The organism is Desulfobacter hydrogenophilus, from assembly GCF_004319545.1.
In the GTDB taxonomy this organism is placed as follows: domain Bacteria; phylum Desulfobacterota; class Desulfobacteria; order Desulfobacterales; family Desulfobacteraceae; genus Desulfobacter; species Desulfobacter hydrogenophilus.
This window is the reverse complement of the sequence record NZ_CP036313.1, coordinates 2,966,209-2,987,415: the sequence shown is the minus strand read 5'-3', so window position 1 is coordinate 2,987,415 and position 21,207 is coordinate 2,966,209. Positions and strand designations below refer to the sequence as shown.

General features: G+C 42.4%; 20 protein-coding genes and 1 tRNA gene. 13 read left to right on the top strand and 8 right to left on the bottom strand.

The window, feature by feature from the left end; genetic code table 11:
• Window positions 1-35: 35 nt before the first annotated feature.
• Window positions 36-647, bottom strand: a complete 612-nt coding sequence (gene coaE / locus EYB58_RS13300) for a dephospho-CoA kinase (protein ID WP_111958793.1) — start codon at window positions 645-647, stop codon at window positions 36-38.
• 144 nt (window positions 648-791) lie between these two features.
• Here coaE and ndk point away from each other — a divergent pair, with 144 nt between their 5' ends.
• Window positions 792-1,211 (top strand): nucleoside-diphosphate kinase, encoded by a 420-nt coding sequence (ndk, locus tag EYB58_RS13295; RefSeq protein ID WP_111958791.1) that lies wholly within the window; start codon window positions 792-794, stop codon window positions 1,209-1,211.
• A gap of 63 nt (window positions 1,212-1,274) precedes the next feature.
• Here the strand turns inward: ndk and larE are convergent, their stop codons facing one another.
• A complete protein-coding gene (gene larE / locus EYB58_RS13290) occupies window positions 1,275-2,108 on the bottom strand; it encodes an ATP-dependent sacrificial sulfur transferase LarE (RefSeq protein ID WP_111958789.1) in 834 nt (277 codons plus the stop codon).
• A 128-nt stretch (window positions 2,109-2,236) separates the two neighbouring features.
• Here larE and EYB58_RS13285 point away from each other — a divergent pair.
• Window positions 2,237-2,310, top strand: a tRNA-Gln gene (locus EYB58_RS13285).
• 90 nt (window positions 2,311-2,400) lie between these two features.
• Here the strand turns inward: EYB58_RS13285 and EYB58_RS13280 are convergent.
• Window positions 2,401-2,520, bottom strand: a complete 120-nt coding sequence (locus EYB58_RS13280; RefSeq protein WP_111958787.1) for a helix-turn-helix domain-containing protein — start codon at window positions 2,518-2,520, stop codon at window positions 2,401-2,403.
• 869 nt (window positions 2,521-3,389) lie between these two features.
• Between EYB58_RS13280 and EYB58_RS13270 the strand changes: the two genes are divergently transcribed.
• Genes EYB58_RS13270 through EYB58_RS13255 form a run of 4 tightly spaced genes read left to right on the top strand, consistent with a single transcriptional unit; the run spans window position 3,390 to window position 7,211 of the window.
• Window positions 3,390-4,295: a lysophospholipid acyltransferase family protein gene (locus EYB58_RS13270; RefSeq protein ID WP_165477769.1), complete on the top strand. Its 906-nt coding sequence runs from the start codon at window positions 3,390-3,392 to the stop codon at window positions 4,293-4,295.
• Window positions 4,292-5,353, top strand: a complete 1,062-nt coding sequence (gene waaF / locus EYB58_RS13265) for a lipopolysaccharide heptosyltransferase II (RefSeq protein ID WP_111958783.1) — start codon at window positions 4,292-4,294, stop codon at window positions 5,351-5,353. Before EYB58_RS13270 ends, waaF begins: the two co-directional genes overlap by 4 nt.
• Window positions 5,350-6,399 carry a lipopolysaccharide heptosyltransferase I gene (gene waaC / locus EYB58_RS13260; protein ID WP_111958781.1) on the top strand — a complete coding sequence of 350 codons (1,050 nt, stop codon included), beginning with the start codon at window positions 5,350-5,352 and terminating at the stop codon, window positions 6,397-6,399. Before waaF ends, waaC begins: the two co-directional genes overlap by 4 nt.
• Window positions 6,396-7,211 carry a glycosyltransferase family 2 protein gene (locus tag EYB58_RS13255; RefSeq protein ID WP_111958779.1) on the top strand — a complete coding sequence of 272 codons (816 nt, stop codon included), beginning with the start codon at window positions 6,396-6,398 and terminating at the stop codon, window positions 7,209-7,211. Before waaC ends, EYB58_RS13255 begins: the two co-directional genes overlap by 4 nt.
• On the opposite strand, the gene EYB58_RS13250 is transcribed toward EYB58_RS13255, so the two are convergent.
• Entirely contained in the window at window positions 7,208-8,107 is a 900-nt protein-coding gene (locus EYB58_RS13250) for a DUF6492 family protein (RefSeq protein ID WP_111958777.1), read from the bottom strand. The two genes, EYB58_RS13255 and EYB58_RS13250, sit on opposite strands and share 4 nt — an antisense overlap.
• A 7-nt stretch (window positions 8,108-8,114) precedes the next feature.
• Complete coding sequence (locus EYB58_RS13245; protein WP_242637354.1) at window positions 8,115-9,407, bottom strand: glycosyltransferase family protein; 1,293 nt, start codon at window positions 9,405-9,407, stop codon at window positions 8,115-8,117.
• 165 nt (window positions 9,408-9,572) lie between these two features.
• Between EYB58_RS13245 and EYB58_RS13240 the strand changes: the two genes are divergently transcribed.
• The 3 genes from EYB58_RS13240 to EYB58_RS13230 all read left to right on the top strand — a co-directional run bounded on the left by EYB58_RS13240 (window position 9,573) and on the right by EYB58_RS13230 (window position 12,923).
• Entirely contained in the window at window positions 9,573-10,685 is a 1,113-nt protein-coding gene (locus EYB58_RS13240) for a glycosyltransferase family 4 protein (RefSeq protein ID WP_111958773.1), read from the top strand.
• A gap of 24 nt (window positions 10,686-10,709) precedes the next feature.
• Window positions 10,710-11,420 carry a lipopolysaccharide kinase InaA family protein gene (locus tag EYB58_RS13235; protein WP_111958873.1) on the top strand — a complete coding sequence of 237 codons (711 nt, stop codon included), beginning with the start codon at window positions 10,710-10,712 and terminating at the stop codon, window positions 11,418-11,420.
• 351 nt (window positions 11,421-11,771) lie between these two features.
• Window positions 11,772-12,923, top strand: coding sequence for a hypothetical protein (locus EYB58_RS13230; RefSeq protein WP_131072069.1), 1,152 nt, complete (start codon window positions 11,772-11,774; stop codon window positions 12,921-12,923).
• Window positions 12,924-13,087: 164 nt separating this feature from the next.
• Here the strand turns inward: EYB58_RS13230 and EYB58_RS13225 are convergent, their stop codons facing one another.
• Window positions 13,088-14,449 carry an IS1380 family transposase gene (locus EYB58_RS13225; RefSeq protein WP_111960849.1) on the bottom strand — a complete coding sequence of 454 codons (1,362 nt, stop codon included), beginning with the start codon at window positions 14,447-14,449 and terminating at the stop codon, window positions 13,088-13,090.
• Window positions 14,450-14,738: 289 nt separating this feature from the next.
• On the opposite strand from EYB58_RS13225, the gene EYB58_RS13220 reads away from it, so the two are divergent.
• The 4 genes from EYB58_RS13220 to EYB58_RS13205 all read left to right on the top strand — a co-directional run bounded on the left by EYB58_RS13220 (window position 14,739) and on the right by EYB58_RS13205 (window position 18,722).
• Entirely contained in the window at window positions 14,739-15,794 is a 1,056-nt protein-coding gene (locus EYB58_RS13220; RefSeq protein WP_131072068.1) for a hypothetical protein, read from the top strand.
• A 33-nt stretch (window positions 15,795-15,827) separates the two neighbouring features.
• A complete protein-coding gene (locus tag EYB58_RS13215) occupies window positions 15,828-16,592 on the top strand; it encodes a putative capsular polysaccharide synthesis family protein (protein WP_111957136.1) in 765 nt (254 codons plus the stop codon).
• A gap of 96 nt (window positions 16,593-16,688) precedes the next feature.
• On the top strand, window positions 16,689-17,969 hold the full coding sequence (locus EYB58_RS13210) for an O-antigen ligase family protein (RefSeq protein ID WP_163354430.1): 1,281 nt from the start codon (window positions 16,689-16,691) through the stop codon (window positions 17,967-17,969).
• Between the two features lie 21 nt (window positions 17,970-17,990).
• Complete coding sequence (locus EYB58_RS13205) at window positions 17,991-18,722, top strand: hypothetical protein (protein WP_111957132.1); 732 nt, start codon at window positions 17,991-17,993, stop codon at window positions 18,720-18,722.
• Window positions 18,723-18,751: 29 nt separating this feature from the next.
• Here the strand turns inward: EYB58_RS13205 and lpxK are convergent, their stop codons facing one another.
• Together lpxK and EYB58_RS13195 are read right to left on the bottom strand one after the other, a co-directional pair.
• Window positions 18,752-19,906: a tetraacyldisaccharide 4'-kinase gene (gene lpxK, locus EYB58_RS13200; protein ID WP_111957130.1), complete on the bottom strand. Its 1,155-nt coding sequence runs from the start codon at window positions 19,904-19,906 to the stop codon at window positions 18,752-18,754.
• Window positions 19,899-21,197: a 3-deoxy-D-manno-octulosonic acid transferase gene (locus EYB58_RS13195; protein ID WP_111957128.1), complete on the bottom strand. Its 1,299-nt coding sequence runs from the start codon at window positions 21,195-21,197 to the stop codon at window positions 19,899-19,901. The genes lpxK and EYB58_RS13195 overlap by 8 nt, the downstream gene beginning before the upstream one ends.
• Window positions 21,198-21,207 lie beyond the last annotated feature (10 nt).

Here is a 21,207-nt window from a genome sequence, read left to right as displayed (position 1 = left end):
AAACGTCAGTAGTTAGAAAATCTATTAAGATATTATTATTTTTTTGTCAAGCGCTGATTGACAAGTTTCTGATACAAAATACCCACTGATTTAAAAACGGCTTCCGGCTTGCCTCTATTTTCAATGACATAATCCGCCTTTTGGACCTTCTCAGATTGGGGCATCTGGATGGCTAAAAGCTTTTGGGCTCCTTCCCGGTCCACACCGTCCCGACGGGAAATCCGGTCAACGAGGGCGTTATCCGCAGCAGTCACCACCACAACTACATCGAAAAGATTTTCCATGCCAAGTTCAAACAGAAGAGGCACTTCAACAGCACATGATTTTTTTTTTGAATGGACCACTTCATCCATCAGCCTGACCGTTTCACTGATAATCACAGGATGCAAAATGGATTCAAGTTTTTCCCGACTGCCTTTTGTGGTTACAATCATACGTCTCAGGGCCGGGCGGTCCAACGTGCAGTCCGGCGCTACAATTTTGGACCCAAACGCTTTAACGACCTGATTATACGCAGCCTGACCCGGCTCCACCACCTGTCTTGCAATTTCATCACAATCCAGGGTTGCCAAACCGATACGCCGAAACCCCTCACACACAAGACTTTTCCCCGATCCTGCCGAACCTGTCACACCTATTTTAAGCATTATGCTCTGCCATTATAATGGTTTGTTTTTCGCCTTCAATTCCCAACGTTTATCGAGTTTGACTTATAATCTATTCCTGTGATATTTATCAAGCCCGTTAAATCAACCATTAACATTATTATTACTCATTAAAGGGGAACATACGTGGAAAGAACCTTATCCATTATCAAGCCTGACGGTGTAGAAAAAAACGTCATCGGCGAAGTCATCAAACGCTTTGAAACCAACGGCATTAAAATCGCAGCCATGAAAATGATCCATCTGAGCAAATCCCAAGCCCAGGGGTTCTATGCAGTCCATAAGGAACGTCCTTTTTTCGACAGCCTGACAGATTTCATGACATCGGGCCCCATCGTTGTAATGGTACTTGAAGGCGATGATGTTATCGCAAAAAACAGAAAACTGATGGGTGCTACAAATTTCAAGGAAGCAGAAGAAGGTACCATCCGAAAGGAGTATGCCACGGATATTGAAAAGAACGTTGTCCACGGATCTGATGCCCCCGAAACCGCTGCATTCGAAATTGGTTATTTCTTCAATGCGCTAGAACTGCACGCCCGTTAGTACAGTTCAAAAATTTTCATCCCCGGCAGTCTAATGACGCCGGGGACGATTCGATTTATATTTTTATTGTTGCACGCCGGACGCCGACGCATAACCATCCAAATCAAGACATACGGAATAAAAGCCCGCACGTTTAAACGTCTGTATGACTTCCTGCCTTACATTCGGTTCCACAAAGCGTTGTAATTCGTAAAGATCTGCTTCAATTCGGGCCATATCTCCATGACACCGCACCCGCACTTGGCCGAAACCCAGCCTATGAAGACACTCTTCTGCCAGCTCAACCCTTACCAGCTTTTCTTTGGTGATGATATCTCCTTGGGGGATACGGGTGGCCAAGCAGGACTGGGCAGGCAAATTCCAGGTCTCAAGCCCCAGTGTTTTTGAACACGCCCGGATTTGTTCCTTGGAAAACCCAGCCGCCACCAAAGGCGTTTTAAAACCCAATTCCCGGGCCGCATCCATACCAGGTCTAAATTCCTGCAAATCGTCCAGGTTTGCCCCGTGCAACAAGGTATGAATCCCGCGTTTTTTTGCCACCTCCATAACTTTAGAGAATAAAAACAATTTACAAAAATAACAGCGTCTGTCCGTATTCCGGGTCACCCTGGCATCCTCCAGGATATTTGCAGGAACAAGAATGGGGGTTATACCCAAATATTGTCCCAAACGGATCACCCGGTCTTTTTCTCCAACCGTAAAAAAATCAGAGACAATAGTAACAGGTAATACCGATTTAACCCCGGCAATAAGTGCTGCCGCAAGCAGAAACGCAGAATCCGCACCACCTGAAAATGCAATGGCCACTCCCGGAGCATCCTTTAACAAATCAAGAAGATGTGAAAATTCTTTATTTTTAGCAGGCAGCTCCTTTCCTATATCCTTCCAATTAACCATATTATTGTTCATATATTTTGATTGATTAAAATGAAAAACAATAGCCCAATTCAATCTCAACTTTCAACGAATATTTTCTTGACTTCAATCATGTCTTTATTGTATATACCCTGACGTTGTTCATTTGCTGGCTGATCGTCCAATGGCAGGACTACGGACTCTGACTCCGTCAATTAAGGTTCGAATCCTTATCAGCCAGCCACCGATAACAAAGCCTTTCAGGATTTTTTCCTGAAAGGCTTTTTTGCGTATGAGCCATTTTGTCCATCATATGTCCATCATTTTTAAATTTTCAAAGACGGATAATTTTGTGTGCCGGCATTCTTTTTTTGTTGATCCAACTGTAAATCGTATCTCTTTTGACGCCGAGATATGCGCTGATTTCATCTATGGACAAGCATCTATCTTCCATCAATTGACCCCAGTTTTTTTAATCACAATAGAAGGCCACGTGAATCGATATGCAGTTGCCTGATTTGATTTTTTGTGAAAGGGATCTCTCTATGGGATTCAAACACGAAATTCATCACATCTGCGTATCCGGCCACCTCTTGCTCATTCCTGGAGCCAAAAGACTTTTTATCCCAGCCGGACAATAACGTCTCAATCTCTCGATCCGTCAGTTTTACACCTTCAATGCGGGTGGATGATCCAATGGATTCGCTGGTGGCTACATGCTTAGGACCGTAGATTAAATAAGTTGGGCAAAAATAACGCCGAATTTTGGTTCATCTACAAGGCGCATTAAAGGTTGAATAGCAGGCCGATGGGACCTTTGATGCAACGAAGTAAATGGGCCAAAAGGCAAGCGATTTCGTTCAAGTTATTTAATCTGCGGTCCTTAAGGGAGTTGAGGCGATCCGGAGCCAGATTACCTATGGCGATCCATGCTCCCTTGAATTCATCTATTTTTGCAATTAAATTTAGGATATCAGGTGTGATATTAATTGAGGGACTTAACATTGGCAGCCTTTATAAATAGCCATAAAAATACCCATATGTACCCATATATTTTTCAGGAAAACGTTAACTGATATTGGTGTCGTTCTTTTTGATCATCTTGAATTTAAAGATCGTTACAGGTATAACTGAGCTGATTTTTCAATGGTTCAAGACCGGGTAGCAACTTTGAGTGCCCATATGGTTTTGATTACAAAAAAAGGATTGGATTAAGGTTGACTCCGGGTTTGAGGGTGGCATTGCTATGGGCATTGTGGGAATCCAGATCAAATTTGAGCCACAGCAGAATTTTAGCACCGCTACAGAATTGAGATTAAAGATATGAGTGATGACTATATTTATAGGCTTTTGAAACTTCTGACACACGTTTTGAGCAGACTGCCTGTATGGGCTGCCGATTTTTGTTCAAATCTGTTGGGCCTGCTTTGGTTCAGGATTGACAAACGCCACCGGGCGATCACCCTGGAAAATTTGACCCATTGCTTTGGCAGTGAAATGGAGCCCGAACAAATCGAAATAATGGGCAAGCAGGTTTTTAAAAATATAGCAGCCATAATTTTTGAGGTGGCCTGGGGTCAAAAATTCTCCAAAGAGGCATTTTTATCCCATTTTACCATTAAAGGGCTTGAGCATATCCATGCGGCCCATGCCAAGGGTAAAGGCGTCCTTGTGTTAACCTGCCATATGGGCAATTTTGAAATGCTGGCGCCGGCCATTGATGAGACCGGGCTCAAGGGATATGTGATTTACAGAGCCCTGGACTTTAAACCTCTGGACCGGCTGATCCAAAAACTTCGCCAAAGATTCGGGGTAACTGTCATTCCGACCAAAGGGGCTTTTAAGCAAATTGAGGCGGCGTTGTCCCAAGGGGGCATAGTGGGGACACTGCTGGACACGAATGTCAGCTGGCATAAGGGGGTTTTTGTGAATTTCTTCGGCCGGCCTGCCTGTACCAACCAAGGGCTTGCCATACTGGCATTAAAGACCGGAGCTCCTGTAGTTCCACTGTATACGGTGCGCAAGAATAGAAAATTTACCATTGAATTTCTACCGGAAATCCCAACAGTGGAAACCGATGACCCGATCAAAAATCTTGAAATTAATACCAAAAATTACAATAAGGTCATTGAATCCATGGTCAGAAAATATCCAGACCAGTATTTCTGGATTCATAATCGATGGAAAACAAAAAATTTCTGCCCTTGGCCAAGGTGTGAAGGCAAATGACAAAATTTAAACTAAGACAATCTGATCCTGCCCGGATACTGATACGAGGGGCAAACTGGGTCGGCGACGCAATTATGACCACCCCCGTGATAAGGGCTGTCAGAAAAAATTTCCCGGAAGCTGAAATTTTTATACTTGTGAAACCCTGGGTGGCACCTGTTTTTCACAACAACCCGTTTGTCGACAGCGTGCTGATCTATGATGACAGTGGCCGTCACAAAAAGGGCTGGGGTACGATACGGCTTGCAAAAGATTTACGACAGTATAATTTTGACCTTACGGTGTTAATGCAAAATGCGTTTGAGGCGGCATTGATAACCTTTCTTGCGGGAATTCCGGAGCGGCTCGGATATAATACCGACGGCAGGGCGTTGCTGCTGAACCGGTGTATAAAACTCGACCCCAAACTTAAACGGGTTCATCTTATTGATTATTATCGGGGAATCCTTAAGGGAGGGGGATTGTATGACGATGGTGGAACCCTTGACCTTTTTATCAGTGACCACGAAAAACAAAAAGCCGAGAAAACACTTCAGGACAATGGTATTGATATTTTAAAACCTGTTATTGCCATAAATCCAGGTGCCACCGGGGGGACAGCAAAACGGTGGTTTCCCAATCGGTTTGCCAAACTTTCAGCAAAACTTGCCGAACATTTTGGTGTAAAGGTGCTGATATTCGGCGGTCCCGGCGATAATACCCTGGGAGAACAAATTTCCGGATTATCAGGAGATGTTTGTGTCAACCTCGCAGGAAAAACAAACCTCGCCCAAGCCTTTGCGCTGATTGAACGGTGTTCTCTCTTTATCACCAACGATTCGGGCTTGATGCACGCTGCAGCGGCGCTTGGCATAAACCAAGTCGCCATAATCGGCTCCACCAACCATATTACAACACCGCCGGCCAATACCAACAGCCGTATCGTCAGGGTGCCCGTCCACTGCAGCCCCTGCATGAAACCCGAGTGCCGGTACGAACATCATCAATGCATGGATAAAATTTCCGTTGATATGGTTTTCAAAGAGGCTGTCGCCATGATGGAGAATTCAAACCCATGAATATCCTGATTGTAAAAATGAGTGCCATAGGCGATGTTATCCACACATTTCCTGCATTGAATGCCCTCAGGGATTATTTTCCGGATGCTTGTATCACCTGGCTTGTGGAAGAGGCTGCGGCGGATCTTGTTATCGGGCATCCGTCCCTTGACAATGTCATTGTCTCAAAGCGTAAGCACTGGATGAAGTCTCTTTTTTCTTCTTCTTTTCCAAGTGCCTTTATGAAAATCTTATCATTTATACATACGCTTAGGGAAACTGAATATGATATGATTATCGATTTTCAGGGCTTGCTTAAAAGCGGTGTTATGGTCATGCTTGCCCGGGGGAAGAAAAAGATCGGGTTTGATAAAGGTATGGAACATGCCGAATGCAGCCATCTTTTCTATAACCTTCGAATTGCGCCGGTGAACATGGAGATCCATGCCCTGAAAAGAGGTCTGATGATGATTCAATCCCTTGGCGTCAAGGCGGATAAGGTTGAATACAGACTGCCGGTTACCCCTGAAGACAGGCATGCAGTCCATACGCTGCTCCAAAAAAATGGTATCACCTCCAAAGAAAAAATCATCTGCATCAACCCACAGGCAACCTGGGAAACCAAATTGTGGGACAATGAAAAATTTGCAGATTTAAGTGACCGGATACAGGAACAATACGGTGCACGGATTGTGTTCACAGGGGGACCTGAGGACAGGCCGGTAATTGATGCCATCATGTCCATGACAAATAAAACCTGTGTCAATCTGGCCGGTTTGACCACCCTGAAAATGCTGGCAGCTTTGTATGAACAGGCAGATGTGCTTGTCACCACAGATACCGGCCCCATGCATCTTGGCGCAGCTGCCGGCACACGGGTGGTTGCCATTTTCGGATCTACCGCACCGTGGCGGACCGGGCCGTATGGCCCAGATCATGTGGTGGTACGTTCAGCCACAGGATGCTCCCCCTGCTTCAAAAGAGAGTGTGAGCATAAATCATGCATGCGTGACATTTCCGTGGATCAGGTGATGTCCGCAGTAAAAAAGCAGATGGGGGTGCCATGAACATATCTGTCATTGTCACCACCTTTAATCGGCCGGACAGTCTGGAAAAGGTCCTTGAAGGTTTGTTGAACCAAACCCGATTGCCCCGGGAGATTATTGTTGCAGACGACGGTTCCTCCGAAGAGACCTCACTTCTTGTTAATCAAATTGCCCTGTCATCTCCGGATTGTCATGTGCAGCACGTCTGGCATGAGGACCTTGGTTTTCGTGCGGCCGAAATAAGGAATAAGGCAATTTTAAAATCGTCGGGAGACTATATCATATTCCTTGACGGAGATTGTATCCCTGGCCGGTATTTTATTCAGGATCACCTCCAGCTCGCCAAGCCCGGATATTTTTTTCAGGGAAAGCGGGTGCTTGTGGAAAAGGCGCTTCAAGACGCGTTTAATTTTTCCCATACACGGAAAACACTGGGGCTTATTGCAAACGCCCTTAAAGGACAGATCTCCAATGCCCATCATCTGGTCAGACTCCCTTTTGTACCGGCGCTAATAACCAATAAAATGTCAGGTATCCGGAGTTGTAATATGGGATTCTTCAAAAAAGATCTTTTTGCAGTTAACGGATTTAATCAGGCGTTTCAGGGGTGGGGCAGAGAGGACTCAGAACTTGTGGCAAGACTCTATAACTATGGCATAAGGCGCAGAGAACATCCGTTTATGGCTGTTTGTTTTCACCTCTGGCATGAAGAAAATGACCGAACCAACCTTGAAAAAAACGACCAACTTCTAAAAGCAGTCATGGACTCTGGAAATTATCGGTGTGTCAGCGGCCTTGTCGATGATAAAATTGTGGAAAAAACAAATAGTTAGAACTCTTGAGATCCCATTAATCCAAGCTTTCTCTGCTGTTCCCTTAAAAATTTTTTAAATCTTGCCATATTGTTCTTTTTCTTTTCTTTGGGATCGGTCCAGTTGGACTGTATTAGGACACCCATATGTGTCTTTGCAAGGCTAAACTCAGATTCGCCTTGCCTCTGGGCTTCAAAAAATTGTTCTGCATAGTGAAAAATTTTAAAAAATGGTTCAGTGGGGGCAAATTTATAGTTGCCGGATGCCAGGAGAAATTCACCGTAGAGCTGCATTTCACAGGGATATGAATAAAGAAGTTCATATATGGTCATCCCCTTTGGTTCCAGAAATTCAGTGGACAGGGCCTCAAGGACGGAGCTGCTCCAGATAAGAGGCGGATCTCCAAAATAGAAGGCTTCTCCTTTTCTTCCAAATAATCGCTGTATTTTTTTAATACGGTTATCTAATTTTTCGGCTATCCTGGGATCGTGTTTTTTTGAAAAGGCTCTTAAGTCTTTAGCTTTATGCATCACAAGCAAAGGGGTGTTTTCGCCATGGAAAAAATCTTTTGTAGAAAATGGTCTTAAAAAATATGCGTCCGAATCAATCCATAAATAGTGCTCACATTTTTTTAACCGCCAGAATTCAAGCTTTACAAGCTGTTGCATCAGATACGTTGGAAACAGCCTGGGAAATGGCCCATAAGCTTTAATGCAGTTTTCTATTATCTTTTCATCGGTTAAAAAATGGCAGGGTAAATCGTTAAACTTATCCTTGAAAAAATTCAGTTCAGATGACGGCACACTGATGTAAAGGGGGATGGCGTCACGATTGAACATCTGAACGCTTTGAGCCATTCGTTTTGCTCTGAGCAAATCTTTTGAGTAGGATTTGCAAAATAATGCAATTTTTTCCATAAAAGTATCAGTCTTTTACAATATTCGCTCTGATTTCCATCAATTGGTTGACAGCGCCTTGGACCGTTAAAGGAGAGGCATGTTCAAAATCGGGCAAGCCTGTATCTTTCCATTGGGAAATCAAACTCTGAAGTGTCGACTTTATTTCTGTTTCATTTTGGCTGTCTGCGGCAAAAAAACCGTTCTCCTCCAGCATCGTTTGAAGTTCGGAGCCCGGATGGGTTAAGCCCAGAATAGGACGCTGAACCAGCATATAATCATAGAATTTAGAGGGAATGTATTCATCGCACCGAAAAATATCATCCCCATGAACAAGGATGAGTACATCCATTCTCTTCATGGCTTCAAGAACCTGTTCTCTGCCTGTTTTTCCCGTCGTTGGATCGTATTCCAGCCTGCCGTGAACCGTTACAATGGCCTTTAAATTATACGCATCCAGGGCCTGCATGGTTACCGGGTCAAGGGCTGTTCCATAAATATCAATGACAACCTGCCTGCATAAGTCCGGTTCTTCCTGTAAAAGGTCATGGAAGGCTTTAAATACTTTTTTGAGGTTGCGTTTGGCGGCAAGGGATCCAAAATATCCGAAATGAATTTTTTCTTGTTTTTGATAAGTTTGGGTCCAGTTTTCAGCAGGGGATGCGCCGGGGCGGATAACACTCAATTTGTCCTTGGCACCAGGGTTGCGCTTCAATGCATTTGCACTGGCTTGGTCCGTAAAATAAATAATCTTGTCGGCATATCTGAATATTAATTTTTCAAGGTATTTGTGGAAAAAATATTTATGCCATTTTTGTTTTTCATTGTCATAAATCAGCGGATCATGGAGTTCTGCTACCCAGGGCAGTTTAAAAATCCTGCTCAAAATGAATCCGGTATAATGGGTTGAAGAGGGGCCGGCTGTGGAGTAAATTAGCTCTGGACGATGTTTGGGAATGATGAAGATGCCATATAATGAAGCCGATAAAAGCCACGACCAATGACTGTCTAAGTGAATCACCGTTTTTTCTATAAGAAAAAATGGCAGGATGATCATTGTCAGCAAAAAATTTATAATTCTGCCAGAAAAGCTGTCCTGTGCACTGCTTTTAATGACATGGCGCAGTTCGAATTTTAGTCCGGACGGTGCCGGCGAAAACACCTGGTAATGGGGATAGTCTATAGCCTTCCTACCGGTTGGGGCACTGATTACAACCGGGGTAACCCCTTTCTTCCTGAGAAACGGAATGCGGTCTGTTATTGTTTGGCTTGCCGCCCTACCGTCCATGTTATAGCAGTGGGCAAGTATCAACCATGTCATTTTTCCGGGTGATTTTTTCATTTTCTATTAAAAATATTTGTTTTATGATATTTGTTTCAAACTTTATTGATAAGCTATTTATAGTAAATTAAAGATGTGGCGTAGTCAAGAATGGTTGCCTTAGATATATGTTTTCTAAAGGAATGAAAGAATGGGGTCAAGGCATTGAAAATTGCCATTTTGGTGAAGCGGTTTACCTTGTCGGGCGGCAAGGAACGTTATGTTGTGGAGCTGATTCAGGCTTTATGCCGCCGTGGACACCATGTTGATGTGTTTGCCTGTGAAGCAGAGCCCCAACTTTTGAACGGAATTGGTTTTTTTCCTGTGCCGAATCGCATGCGGTTTTCAAGTGTTCTAAATACCATTTCCTTTGTGAGGGAAACGGCAAAAATACTTAAGAATCATAATTATGACATTATTCATTCCCACGAGCGTAACTATACGCAGGAGGTTTTGACTTTACACAGTTTTTCTTATTATGAAGGATTGGAAAAATATACCTTATTCAGAAAAATTGATCAGAAATACTTGAGCCTGCGCAGTTTGCTTTATCTCTGGCTTGAACGGCGGCAGATGAAAACCCCCTGGCTGATTTCCGTCTCCACGGCCATATCAAAGGATGTTGAAAAGAACTATCATCGGACCGGCAATATCGTTGAGATTCCGCCTGGCGTTGATTTGACCGTATTTGACGGAAGCTCTATTCATGCCATACGTGAACAGGCCCGAAAAGAAAAAGCCATCGAAGAAAATGAGCTTGCCGTGCTCTTTGTCGGGTCGGCGTTTCAGCGTAAGGGGCTTGATCGGTTGATACCCGCCATTACTGAGGAGATGCGTTTATTGGTCGTTGGAAAGGGGGATCATATCCCCAAGTTTAAGAAAATGATCAAGGCACATGATTGCGGGCAGCGAATCAGTATGGAAGGGATCACGGATAATATTATAAAATATTATGCCCTTGCCGATGTTGTTGTGCTGCCTTCCCGGTCAGAAGCCTTTGGCATGAGTATTCTTGAAGGCATGGCATGCGGGTTGCCGGTGATTGTCAGCCATAACTCAGGAATTGCCGACCTGATTCGGCACGGCGAAAATGGTTTTTTGATGAACAAGGCATCCGAGCTTCCGGGATTGTTAGAATTAATGCGGTCCGGTGAAAAGAGACGGGAAATTGGTCTTCGCGCAAGGAAAACAGCTGAACAATACGGCTGGTCACGGGTCGGTGCCTCCCATGAGGCTCTTTATGAAAAAATTTTGTCAAAGAAAAAATCAAAAAAGTAAATGGACCAGGATGACAAACACCATATGATAGATGAGGTTTATTCAAAAAAAACGTTTTCAGCCGTAGTGGTGTGCAATAAACAATTCCTGTCAGATGACATGCTCAGACTCCTGGACGATCCGGATGCTTTTCTCAACAACAACACAACCCACATCATACAAAATAACTTTAAAAGTAAAGTCGGCATTGTTGTATTGGACGGTAAAAAGCTTGTGATTAAACGACACAATTATAAATCCCGGTGGCATAAATTTAAACGATATTTCAGACCGACACGCTCAAGCCGGAACTGGTACTATTCGCATTTTTTAATCTCCAGAGGTCTTTTTGTGCCAACGCCGGTTGCCTTTGTTGAAAAAAGAATCGGCGGAGTGTTGCGCGGCATGTCACATTTTATTTATGAATATGTGGAAGGCATCACTGGAGAAGCGTATTTTAAGAATAATATTGAATATCCCGAGAAGATAGAGCAGGGAATGGATATGGTGATTTCCCTTGTGGATAGAATCAGGGAACTGGGTATTATTCATGGAGACATACGAATGTCGAATCTGATTTTTAAGGATAATCGAATTTGTTTGTTGGACTTTGATGATATGCGGCCAAAACGATGGTACAAACCGCCACGTGTTAAAAATAGAGATGTCAGAGGGCTTAAAAAAGATATTTTTTATAATATTCCACAGGGGCTTCAAAAAAGATTTCTGGATAAGCTGGACGTATATGATGGGTAGCAAGCTTTTTGACAGACCTGCTATCCAGGCATGCCAGGGGTGTTAATTTAGGGTTTAAAGACCTATATCAATTTTATGATCAATATCAATGAAAATAATAAAACAAGCCTGAATGAAAGAGAACAAAACATTCTAACCGCTATCTCTCAAAGGCTTTCAGAACAACTTTCCATATTATATATTCACAATCCAAAAAATAGGCCGCGGGCCCGTAAGTCGATCATTGTTAGAGGGCGTAAGGGACAATATTATATTGAGCTGGCTAAAAACGGTATCCAGAAATTCTACCTTAAGAGATCTATTCATTATTCAAAATTTTTTAAAGAAATAATAAAATATGCCACCGTAAATATGCCGATTTTAGTGGACGAAATTGACGATATCTATTTTGCGGTGTTCCCATATCTCGATGGTACGCCGGGAAAACCGAACCTTAACAGCGAAAAAATTTTAAAGGCATTGTACAAAGAGCACACATCCGTAAGGAAAATATCCGATCAAAGTATCAAAGAAATTACTGATGCCTTTCTGAACAGCTGGCCTGAAGAATATCATAATTACATTCGTTCTCTACCTGAATATTTAAAATACCTTACGCAGCTGCGCTCTTATGATGAAATTTCTATTTGTCCTGAGCACGGGGATTTTGCGCTGAATAATATATTGACCGGTTTGCATTCAAACCATTTGATTGATTTTGAGTTCAGCCGGGAGACACAACCTGCCGGGTTTGATTTATACGCGTACTGCCGGACGACATATAAAACAAAATTACTTTGGAGAAGAAAAGATTATTACAGAAAGCTTCACAGCTTAAAATTTAAATTAAATGAACGGATTAATTTTGCAATAGATAACAATTTAAAAGAGATAATTGTTTATCCTGAATTACCGTATTTGGTGAAAAGCAAGGTTTTGGATTTAATAGGTGAGACCCCTTCCGGCTTTGGGGCAAATTTATTGGATTCGTTGTCATCCCTGAAAAAGGGTGGAGAGGAATTGTTTTATGTTACGATCCGGCATGACGACAACCTTTCCGGATTTGCGGTTTTTAAAAAACACAAAAATGTTTTATATCCCATCGTCACTGAAGAGGACGACCCGGTTATCTTTTTTAAAAATATTTATCAGTTCGGGCTGTTGATTAAATATATTGAAAGGTCCGGGATTGGTTTCCATTTTGATAATATCTCAAAGCAGTCCGACGTATACAAACAATTGAAGCGAATGAAAGAGAAAGTTGATACGCCCATGAATTCGGTTTCAATGTCTGCTGTTATAGAGGATAAAACAAAAGACCGTGCATTGTTTGTGTTGCTCAATGAGATATCCGGTTATCTCACGTCATTGATTATAAAAGATAAGGGCCTCCATGTTTTAATATACAATCTCCAAAATAAAAAAATTATATCAAACCTGAATTCCCGGCATAAAATTTGCCTAATCAGCCTTTGCCCTCTGATACATAAAAATCTGCTGAGGTTTGGCCTCTGCAAACCCTGACCTAAGATCATATTTGATGGTTTATTGGCTGGCAATCCTAGCTAATCCGTTTTTTTACTGAACTATACTCAATTCCCATGCTCAAATCACGCCAGATAGGAATAGTTCACCATTAGCGCTCTGCGCATAACTTTTCCAGCCCAAGTTTTCACCCAATAATGCGCTTATCCGGGAGAACAACGTAATCGGTGCAATACGTTCTCAGCCAATTGGGCGAATGGGTTAATCTTACCAAATGAAATGCTCCACCGCCTGCCACTATAAATTAAACGGCCGGCCATATACATTAAGTCCTGCATGACTGTTCTTAACCTCCTTCGTGAGACTGTTTTTCTACGGTTGACCGGAAGATTGTTCTCATCCTGTTCCTCAAGACTAATTTGGCCTATGATTCTAAGGGTGTTGTACGCCAAAAGAGCGAGATGGAGAATCAGGCTGTTGCTGCTAAAATGGCAGCTGGGGAACCGTTCTAACCCAATATCACTTTTAATTTCTGAGTGAAATTGTTCACTGGTTCCATGATCATGGTATAAATTAATGACCTCTTGGGGGCTCAGCCCGGTTATGGTAATCCAATAGGTCTCTACTTCGATTTTGGGAAAAAGCAGGGGTTCTCCTTTTTCTTCATATCGTTCAGTCACTTTGAAGACAATCGGACGTGGCAATGCATGCCCTTTGGGGTCAACAGTTGTTTGCCCGACCCACACACTTTTGTGTTTACAGCGAATCAATTTAACGTTTTCAGTATTCTGAGCCAGGATAAACCAGCCATCCAAAGATTCTTTACGTAAATTGCGCTTAACCAAGACATCAACACCTTCGTATTTTTTTATTATTTCAAAATTATCCTGACTGTCATTTCCTGAATCAAGACGCATAAGAAGAGGTTCTTGGGTGATCTGCCTGGTTAATTTCAATATTTCTTGAATGAATGCCGGGGTGTTTTTTTGACAATGCTGACTGCCTTTTCTAAGCTCCACATTGATTAAATATCCTTCAGTTCCCAGATATCCGAACATCGGTGCATATCCATCACAACCTTTGTATGTCCTGGAAACCCCCTCTTTTTTCGTTTTTGAATTGTCAAAGGGGCTGACATCCAGGTCTAAGGGAATATAATTGCCGACACTCGTCTGAACTGGTGAAATGGCGGGTGCTTTGCCTCGAATCATTTCAACTGAAGCTTCCTTGATAAGTTCATTGGCAGATTCCCCGATCAGGTCAATACGTTCACGCAAGGTTGATTGGGAAGGACAATTGCTGATTCCCATAGCTTGGGTAAAAAAAAATGGATCCTGCCTGAAAATTTCAATAGCGATGTAGTCTGGCTTACCAACACAAATAAGTCCTAACATGGACGAAAGGATCTCTCCATGAGAAATATTAGGATCAACACAATGTACATCCGGTAAATTTTTGAAGCGCTCAGCAAAATTAATGGACTTAAGCAATGCACCTACAGGGAGCAATCCGCTTTGACTGACAAGGTTTTCATTTCCATGTTTTACATTGATAGTGGTCGGCATCGGTCTTCACCTCCGAAGTGAATGTTTTTTTAATGCCATTATATTAATTTTATATTAAAATTTCAATGTGTTATATTCAAAAAAGCAATCTTTATGCCGCTAACTCAGGTCAAAGTATAATAGAAACGAATTTTTGTCCGTATTAAGAGTTGGTTCCCGAACAATAAGGACTGGAATTTTTTTTATGGTACACCGAATGAATTTAAAGCGTTTTCTGTTTTTTTTATACCAATATCCGAAAATACGATTACGGTGGAGAACGTCTCGCAAAAAAGGGAACGCGCTTCAATTGATGATTGGTAATTTCCATGCCTTCATACGGGCCTTGAATCAGAGTGGCGTGGATTATGTAGTATTGAGGGGGTTGCATGACGGTAATCCCAGTCCTGATGAAGATGTCGATTTCATTCTGAAGGCCTCCCATATTCTAAAAATAATCGGAGTGGCAGCCCGTTTCCCAGGTTCAATTCCCTGTGATGTATATTTTGATACCTACCAAAGTGTAGAATGCTATCCCTATTTCCCGCCTGTGTTCGCTTTAAAAATTCTGGAAAAAAAGGTAAAAAACAATCAGGATTGCTATGTACCGAATGATTATTACCACTTAGTGTCGCTTTTATATCATCTTACCTATCATAAAGGCCTTATCAAAGGGTTTAACCAGAATGATGGAAAAATTACACCGGAGAATAAATATTATGAAACAATATTATATTTGATTGAATGCAATGGTTTTAAGGACCGTTTTGAACTCTCTTTAAATGGATTTCATCAGTTTTTAAAAAACGAAAACTTCAACATGCCCTATGATATGCTTGTAAAATGGCCTAAAAGAAATGAAACAATAGACGCTATAACCAAAATGGAAGAACAGCCTCTAAGGGAAGAACTTCTGACGGATAAAAAAAACATAGTCGTTTTTATTATAAGAGATGATGCGGCACAGGCGGATATTATTGAATATATAAAAGGGGTGATCAGTGATAATTATTCAATTCTGCTTTCTAAGGAATTGACCGAAGAACAGATAAACTGTGCCATTCAATTCACCCGTGGCGGAAATTGGATCGAGTTGGATAAAAAAAAATTTCACCTGGTCGCTCCTTATTCGATTGTTGTATGCCGGTCCAATTACGTTGATACCGACGGGGGCGGCAAAGAATATTTGGCCAAAGAATGTGCCAAGATAAAAAATGAAATCCGTACATATGTAAATGAGAACTTCCCGTCTAAACATAAACGTCACCTGATACACGGCACAGATTCCCCCTATGAGGCCTTGGATTATATAAAAAAAATTTTCCCTCAAGATTACATGAAAATCATTACTTCAAAAAAATTTTAAAAATAAAACATTTATTAATAGGCAAAGCAGATAATGTTCCAACAAATCAAACTAAACGTTGAGTATAAACTTTTAAAGAAATGCAAAAAATATGGTAAAAGGATACTGTTTGTCCAACAGCTTGAAAAAAGTACCTGTCCTGTATTTATTTATCAAATGGGAAAAGTAGGGTCTACTTCAGTTCGTGAATCACTAAAAATGTCATATAGTGAGCCTATTATCCATGGTCATGGGTTTTCATACAATTTTCATAACTGGATGCCACGGTATCTGTATAGATATTTTCAAAAAGGGAACCCTCTCGATATTATTACAATGGTAAGAGAGCCAATTAGTCGCAATGTGTCACATTTTTTTCAAAAATACGATGGTCCGTTATCAACACCTATAGAAAAATTAAAAAGAAAATTCCTTGAGAGTTATGACCATGATATAGCGGATAAGTGGTTCCAGGAACATATCAAAAAAAATTTTGGGATCGATGTTTATAATAAGGCTATTCCTGATACTGGTTACCAGATATATGAAAATGGGCGTATCCGTCTGCTGCTAATAAAAATTGAAGCAAAAAATAAAGTTATAGAATCTGCAATTAGATCTTTTTTAAATATCGAAGAATTTGTTTTACAGGCTCAAAATGTCGGGGTCGAAAAAGCCTATGGCAAATTATATAAAGAGTTCACTCAGAAAGTAAAATTTTCTGAAGAATATATTAGCGAAAGATTGTCGGGTATTTATTTCAAACATTTCTATGACGATCAAACTGCAGAAGCCGTAAAAAAAAAATGGGGTGAATGATTCCAATGATTGATGTTAGTCTTCCTTCTAGGATAATTGAAACCCCTTTGTCTTGTGTTAATCAGGATGATGGAAAAATTACACCAGAGAGTAAATATGACTCATCTATTCAAATTTATGAAAAAAATGGCTTCTTTATTGCAGCCTTCGATAGCTGCTCAAAAAACGGATTATAATGTAAATAACAGGTTGGAAGAGATAGTTGTTTTTTTAATGTTGCTTGTTATTTTTTTAAATCCATTCCCCCACACAACATTTTTAGATCAACTATTTTTTTATGCTGCCATTTTGCCCATGATAGCCATAGCACGAAATAAATTTGACGGTTTTTATTATAACACGCCCCTGCTCTACGCATTGGTCTTATTTCTTTTCTGGGCCGCAATAAGTGTTATTTTTGCGTTGGATAAACAGGATAGCGCCCGCGACCTATACTCTCATTTGATTCGTTATTTAATCTTTTATCTGGTCGTCATAAATTTATTCGGCACAAAAAAACGTTTATTATTGCTTGCCGGTTGTGTTGTTCTCTCGGAATTTATTTTTGCCGTGGGTGCTTTAGTTTTTTATTATGGCATAATGGGGCATGATTTCGCTACTCGTTTTCTTATTGGACTTAAAGCAGTTGCCCCGGATGCGGTTCCTTTTGGGTTTACGTTGGGTATTTTTCTGGCCGTGTGGTTGATTCAAATATGCCGGAATAAATTTCAACGTTCTTTTCTGGCAGTGGCAATTATGGTTTTAGTCATATCTACTATTGCAACCCAGTCAAGGGGGGCCATCTTGACGCTTTGCATCGCATTTCCTGTACAGCTGTGGGATCACAAAAAAATTTTAAGCTTTTTGATGATTACCATAATTTTAATTATAGCACTAAGCCCTATGCAAAACAGGATTCAGGCTAAGCTCTTTGAAGATGATGCCAGAAAAGGCTTAATTCTGTATTCAATAGAGATAATAAAAGATTATCCTATTTTAGGAACTGGATTTTCAATTGATACTTTCCGGAATCCTGAATTTATTGATAAAGAAACATATAGTTCCCAGATACCTGAAAAATACAGAAAGAATAGATTTGACCGGCCCCATAATATGTTTTTGAGCATGGCTACCAGGACAGGTCTTGTGGGGATGCTACTGTATGCCGGATTATTTGCCGTTTGCATATTCATGTGTTGCCGGCTGATTTTATATGAGAAAAATTTATTCATACAAAGCCTCTCAAGATGTTGTCTTGCACTTTTAACCATGTTTCTGGCAAATGGCGTTTTGCAGGTCATGACCACGCATTTTATTGATATGGTCCAATTTATAATTTTTTCTTTACTTACTGTGATATGGAAAATCAGGAAAGACAGACCGGAATCTGAAATATGAAGGGCCCTATTTGAAAAAATTATGAATGATTTTTTTTTTAAAAATATAAACATAGGCGGCATCTCGCATTTATTTGTTTGCAAAGGAGACTCCCGCATTGCAAGTAGAGAAATGCTTGACGATTCCTTTTTATTCAAAAGGCAATTGCATGCCAACCTCTACAAAGTGGACGATTATATTCTAAAGGTTTGTTACGGGCAATCAATCCCTAAAGATATTTTTAGAAAATATGCCTTAAAATCCCAAGCTGAAAGAGAATCAAAAAGCGCCGCCATTTTGTCCGAACTTGGCCTGGTCACCCCGAAAACTTATTTTTCAGCTTTCTCTTTATTCCCGAAAATGCGCAAAGGGGTGGAATCAATGCACGAGATGGATTTTCTATCTGGTTACGACGATTTAAATCCTAAATTTGTGCACCGTCCGGATTGCCTTGGCATCATCCAGTGCTTCGGCCGTGACCTGGCAGTGATGCTCAACGCAATGCTCTATCCTAAGGATTTGGGACTTGGGAATATCATGTATCACCCGGTTGAGGGTAAACTTGCCTGGATAGATTCAGATTTAAGACACTTTAAAGATAAAGAAACGCTATCCCGAAGTGTTATGAGGAAACTAAACCACCGATTTTTAAAACACCTGAACAATTGTCAGTCAGATATATTTTGGCGGTCATTTTGTGAGAATTCGACCCTTTTTGCCGAAAAAGGAGAACTGCTGTCCTACCGCGAAATTGATTATAAGAGCAATCAATAAATTATCATGGGCACCCCTGACGCACTGCTCTACCCTTTCCTATTGTTCAAAATAAATTTTTCAAGGCCCTGGGGGTTAGAAAAGCGCAACCGAATACCAATAACAGCAACCGTCACACCCCTGAAGCATACCGGGTTCACCTTTACCCAGTCCTTCTGGGTTGTCAGAATGAAATCAGCATTCAACGCCTCAGCCCGGGCTGAAATCCTTTTAAAATCAGGCTCGTTATACCGATAATGGTCACAGAATTCAAAGTGGTCGGCAACGTTTACACCCAGATCCTGCACGGACTGTGCAAAGGAAGCATTCCGGGCCAGGCCTGAAAACAGAACAGCGGTTTTCCCTTTCAGGTTCCAGGATTTAAAATCCTTTGTGTTATTATTGCTTTCGGCCGGAAATAATTGCGCCACAAAGGGCTCATGGGTGCAGAAAAAAACGGGCACAGACGGCAATGTTTTAATGATATCGTTTGTAAAAGATCGACTCCCAGTTTCCTGAAACGCGTCCAATTGAAATGCATCCGGGGGACACCGGGTAAACACGACGGCGTCAATTCTGTCCTTTGCCATACAAAGGGTTTCACGCAACCGGCCTGCCGGGAGCATGCGTCCGTTCCCCAAAGGCTGTTTGTAATCCAGAAGCACCAGGTTCAGATCCCGGCTCAATTTCAGATGTTGGAATCCGTCATCAAGAATAATCACATCAGGTGCAAACGTTTCCACAGCCATCAGCCCCGCTTTATACCGGTCTTTTCCCACCACCACGGGAAAGGCTTTTTCCATGGCCATCATATAAGGCTCGTCACCGCAGGTCTTTGCATCGAGAAACACCTCCCGGCCGTCCGATACCACAGCAGCCTCATCTTCAAGTGTCCCTCTGTAACCCCGGCTGATCACCACAGGGCGCAACCCTTTTTTCATCAGCATTTTTGCCAGCCAAACCGCCATGGGTGTTTTACCGGACCCGCCCACGGCCAGGTTGCCGATGGAAATCACAGGGCAATCAAGGCGCCTGGCTTTAAAAAAACCGCTCCCATACATGCCATAACGTAGTCTCACCCCGGCTTTGTAGAGGCTTGCGCAGCCGGCCAGCACCTGATCAAAAGAAAAAGGTGCAAAGTGCCCCGGGGTTTCCATGGTCTGCAATACCCGTTTTTCTATCCGGTCCAACCAGGATTTAGTCAAGAAATGCCTCCATCCGGGTTAAACAGGCATTTATCGCCCCTGCGTTGTCTTTAAAAATTTGCCGGGCATTGTGCCCTGTTCGGATGCAGTAATCCGGATTGTCCAGCATTTTTTCCAGTTCAACGGCCAGAGCTTTTTCATCTTCAACCTGAATGCCGCCTTCACCCTGGACAAACAACTGGGCCATATCATGAAAATCCGTCATATGGGGTCCAAAAAAGACCGGCTTGCCAAACATGGCCGGCTCCAGAAGGTTATGCCCGCCTTGGGCCACCAGGGACCCGCCCACAAAGGCAAATGTACAGAGCGCATAGGCCTTGGCCAGAATCCCAATGGTGTTAAGAAACATAATATCTGCGCCGTGCTTGCTTTCAAGCGGATCCAGGTAACATGCAACCCTGAATCCGGCTAAAGGCAATTCCCTGAGCAAAGCGGTACACCTGCCCGGGTCCCGGGGCGCAATGACAAGTTTGAGTGCAGGGTCTGTTTGTCTTGCCTGGATAAACGCCCGGACCACCATGGGTTCTTCACCGGGGTGGGTGGAACCGGCCATCATTATCCGGTCACCCGTGTGAAATCCCAGATCCCGGACAAGACTTGAAATCTCTTCCCGGGACAACTTCGGGCAGGGCTGATCAAACTTGATATTGCCGGTAACCTCAATACGATTCCCGGCCACACCAAGCTGTTCAAAGCCCAAAGCATCCTGTCGGGTTTGGGCCATGACACAAGAAAGTGTTGAGAAAAACAAATTGCTCAGCGGTCCCATGCATCGGTACCCTTTTAAGGACCTTGGTGACAACCGGGCATTCACAAGGATCACCGGAATCCGGCGTTGGTGCATGACAGACAAAAAACCGGGCCATAAATCCGTTTCCACCAGACAAACGATATCCGGTGAAATGCGTAAGACAACCCGTATCACGGCAAACCAAATATCAAAGGGGAAATACCCCACCGCCGTGACCGGGGAATCGGCCCGGCCCGGGGGCATCAGATCAAGGGCCCGCTCAAATCCGGTTTTGGTGGATGCCGTAAAAACAATATCATGGGCAGGGTAATTTTTTTTTAAGGCACTTACCAGGGGCAAACTTGAGTTCACTTCACCCACGGACAAGGCATGAACCCATATTCTGCGCGTATTGGCTTCTTTTTTAGGAAACCGGGTAAACAGACCCAGACGTTGCAATAGATTGGCCCGCCGTTTGGCTGAAAATATCCAGACAAGCGGTAAAAAAGGCAGGCAGAAAGAAAACACCACCAGGGTGATGATATGATAAAAAAAAATCATGGAATCAACA

Bases quoted from the DNA above. Each gene is read 5' to 3' on its own strand.
- EYB58_RS13230 (WP_131072069.1), top strand. From the start codon at position 11,772: ATGCCGATTTTAGTGGACGAAATTGACGATATCTATTTTGCGGTGTTC.
- EYB58_RS13255 (WP_111958779.1), top strand. From the start codon at position 6,396: ATGAACATATCTGTCATTGTCACCACCTTTAATCGGCCGGACAGTCTG.
- coaE (WP_111958793.1), bottom strand. From the start codon at position 647: ATGCTTAAAATAGGTGTGACAGGTTCGGCAGGATCGGGGAAAAGTCTT.
- EYB58_RS13225 (WP_111960849.1), bottom strand. From the start codon at position 14,449: ATGCCGACCACTATCAATGTAAAACATGGAAATGAAAACCTTGTCAGT.
- waaC (WP_111958781.1), top strand. From the start codon at position 5,350: ATGAATATCCTGATTGTAAAAATGAGTGCCATAGGCGATGTTATCCAC.
- EYB58_RS13280 (WP_111958787.1), bottom strand. From the start codon at position 2,520: ATGGAAGATAGATGCTTGTCCATAGATGAAATCAGCGCATATCTCGGC.
- larE (WP_111958789.1), bottom strand. From the start codon at position 2,108: ATGGTTAATTGGAAGGATATAGGAAAGGAGCTGCCTGCTAAAAATAAA.
- EYB58_RS13210 (WP_163354430.1), top strand. From the start codon at position 16,689: ATGACTCATCTATTCAAATTTATGAAAAAAATGGCTTCTTTATTGCAG.
- EYB58_RS13235 (WP_111958873.1), top strand. From the start codon at position 10,710: ATGATAGATGAGGTTTATTCAAAAAAAACGTTTTCAGCCGTAGTGGTG.
- EYB58_RS13195 (WP_111957128.1), bottom strand. From the start codon at position 21,197: ATGATTTTTTTTTATCATATCATCACCCTGGTGGTGTTTTCTTTCTGC.
- EYB58_RS13245 (WP_242637354.1), bottom strand. From the start codon at position 9,407: ATGACATGGTTGATACTTGCCCACTGCTATAACATGGACGGTAGGGCG.
- EYB58_RS13215 (WP_111957136.1), top strand. From the start codon at position 15,828: ATGTTCCAACAAATCAAACTAAACGTTGAGTATAAACTTTTAAAGAAA.
- waaF (WP_111958783.1), top strand. From the start codon at position 4,292: ATGACAAAATTTAAACTAAGACAATCTGATCCTGCCCGGATACTGATA.
- EYB58_RS13205 (WP_111957132.1), top strand. From the start codon at position 17,991: ATGAATGATTTTTTTTTTAAAAATATAAACATAGGCGGCATCTCGCAT.
- EYB58_RS13250 (WP_111958777.1), bottom strand. From the start codon at position 8,107: ATGGAAAAAATTGCATTATTTTGCAAATCCTACTCAAAAGATTTGCTC.
- EYB58_RS13270 (WP_165477769.1), top strand. From the start codon at position 3,390: ATGAGTGATGACTATATTTATAGGCTTTTGAAACTTCTGACACACGTT.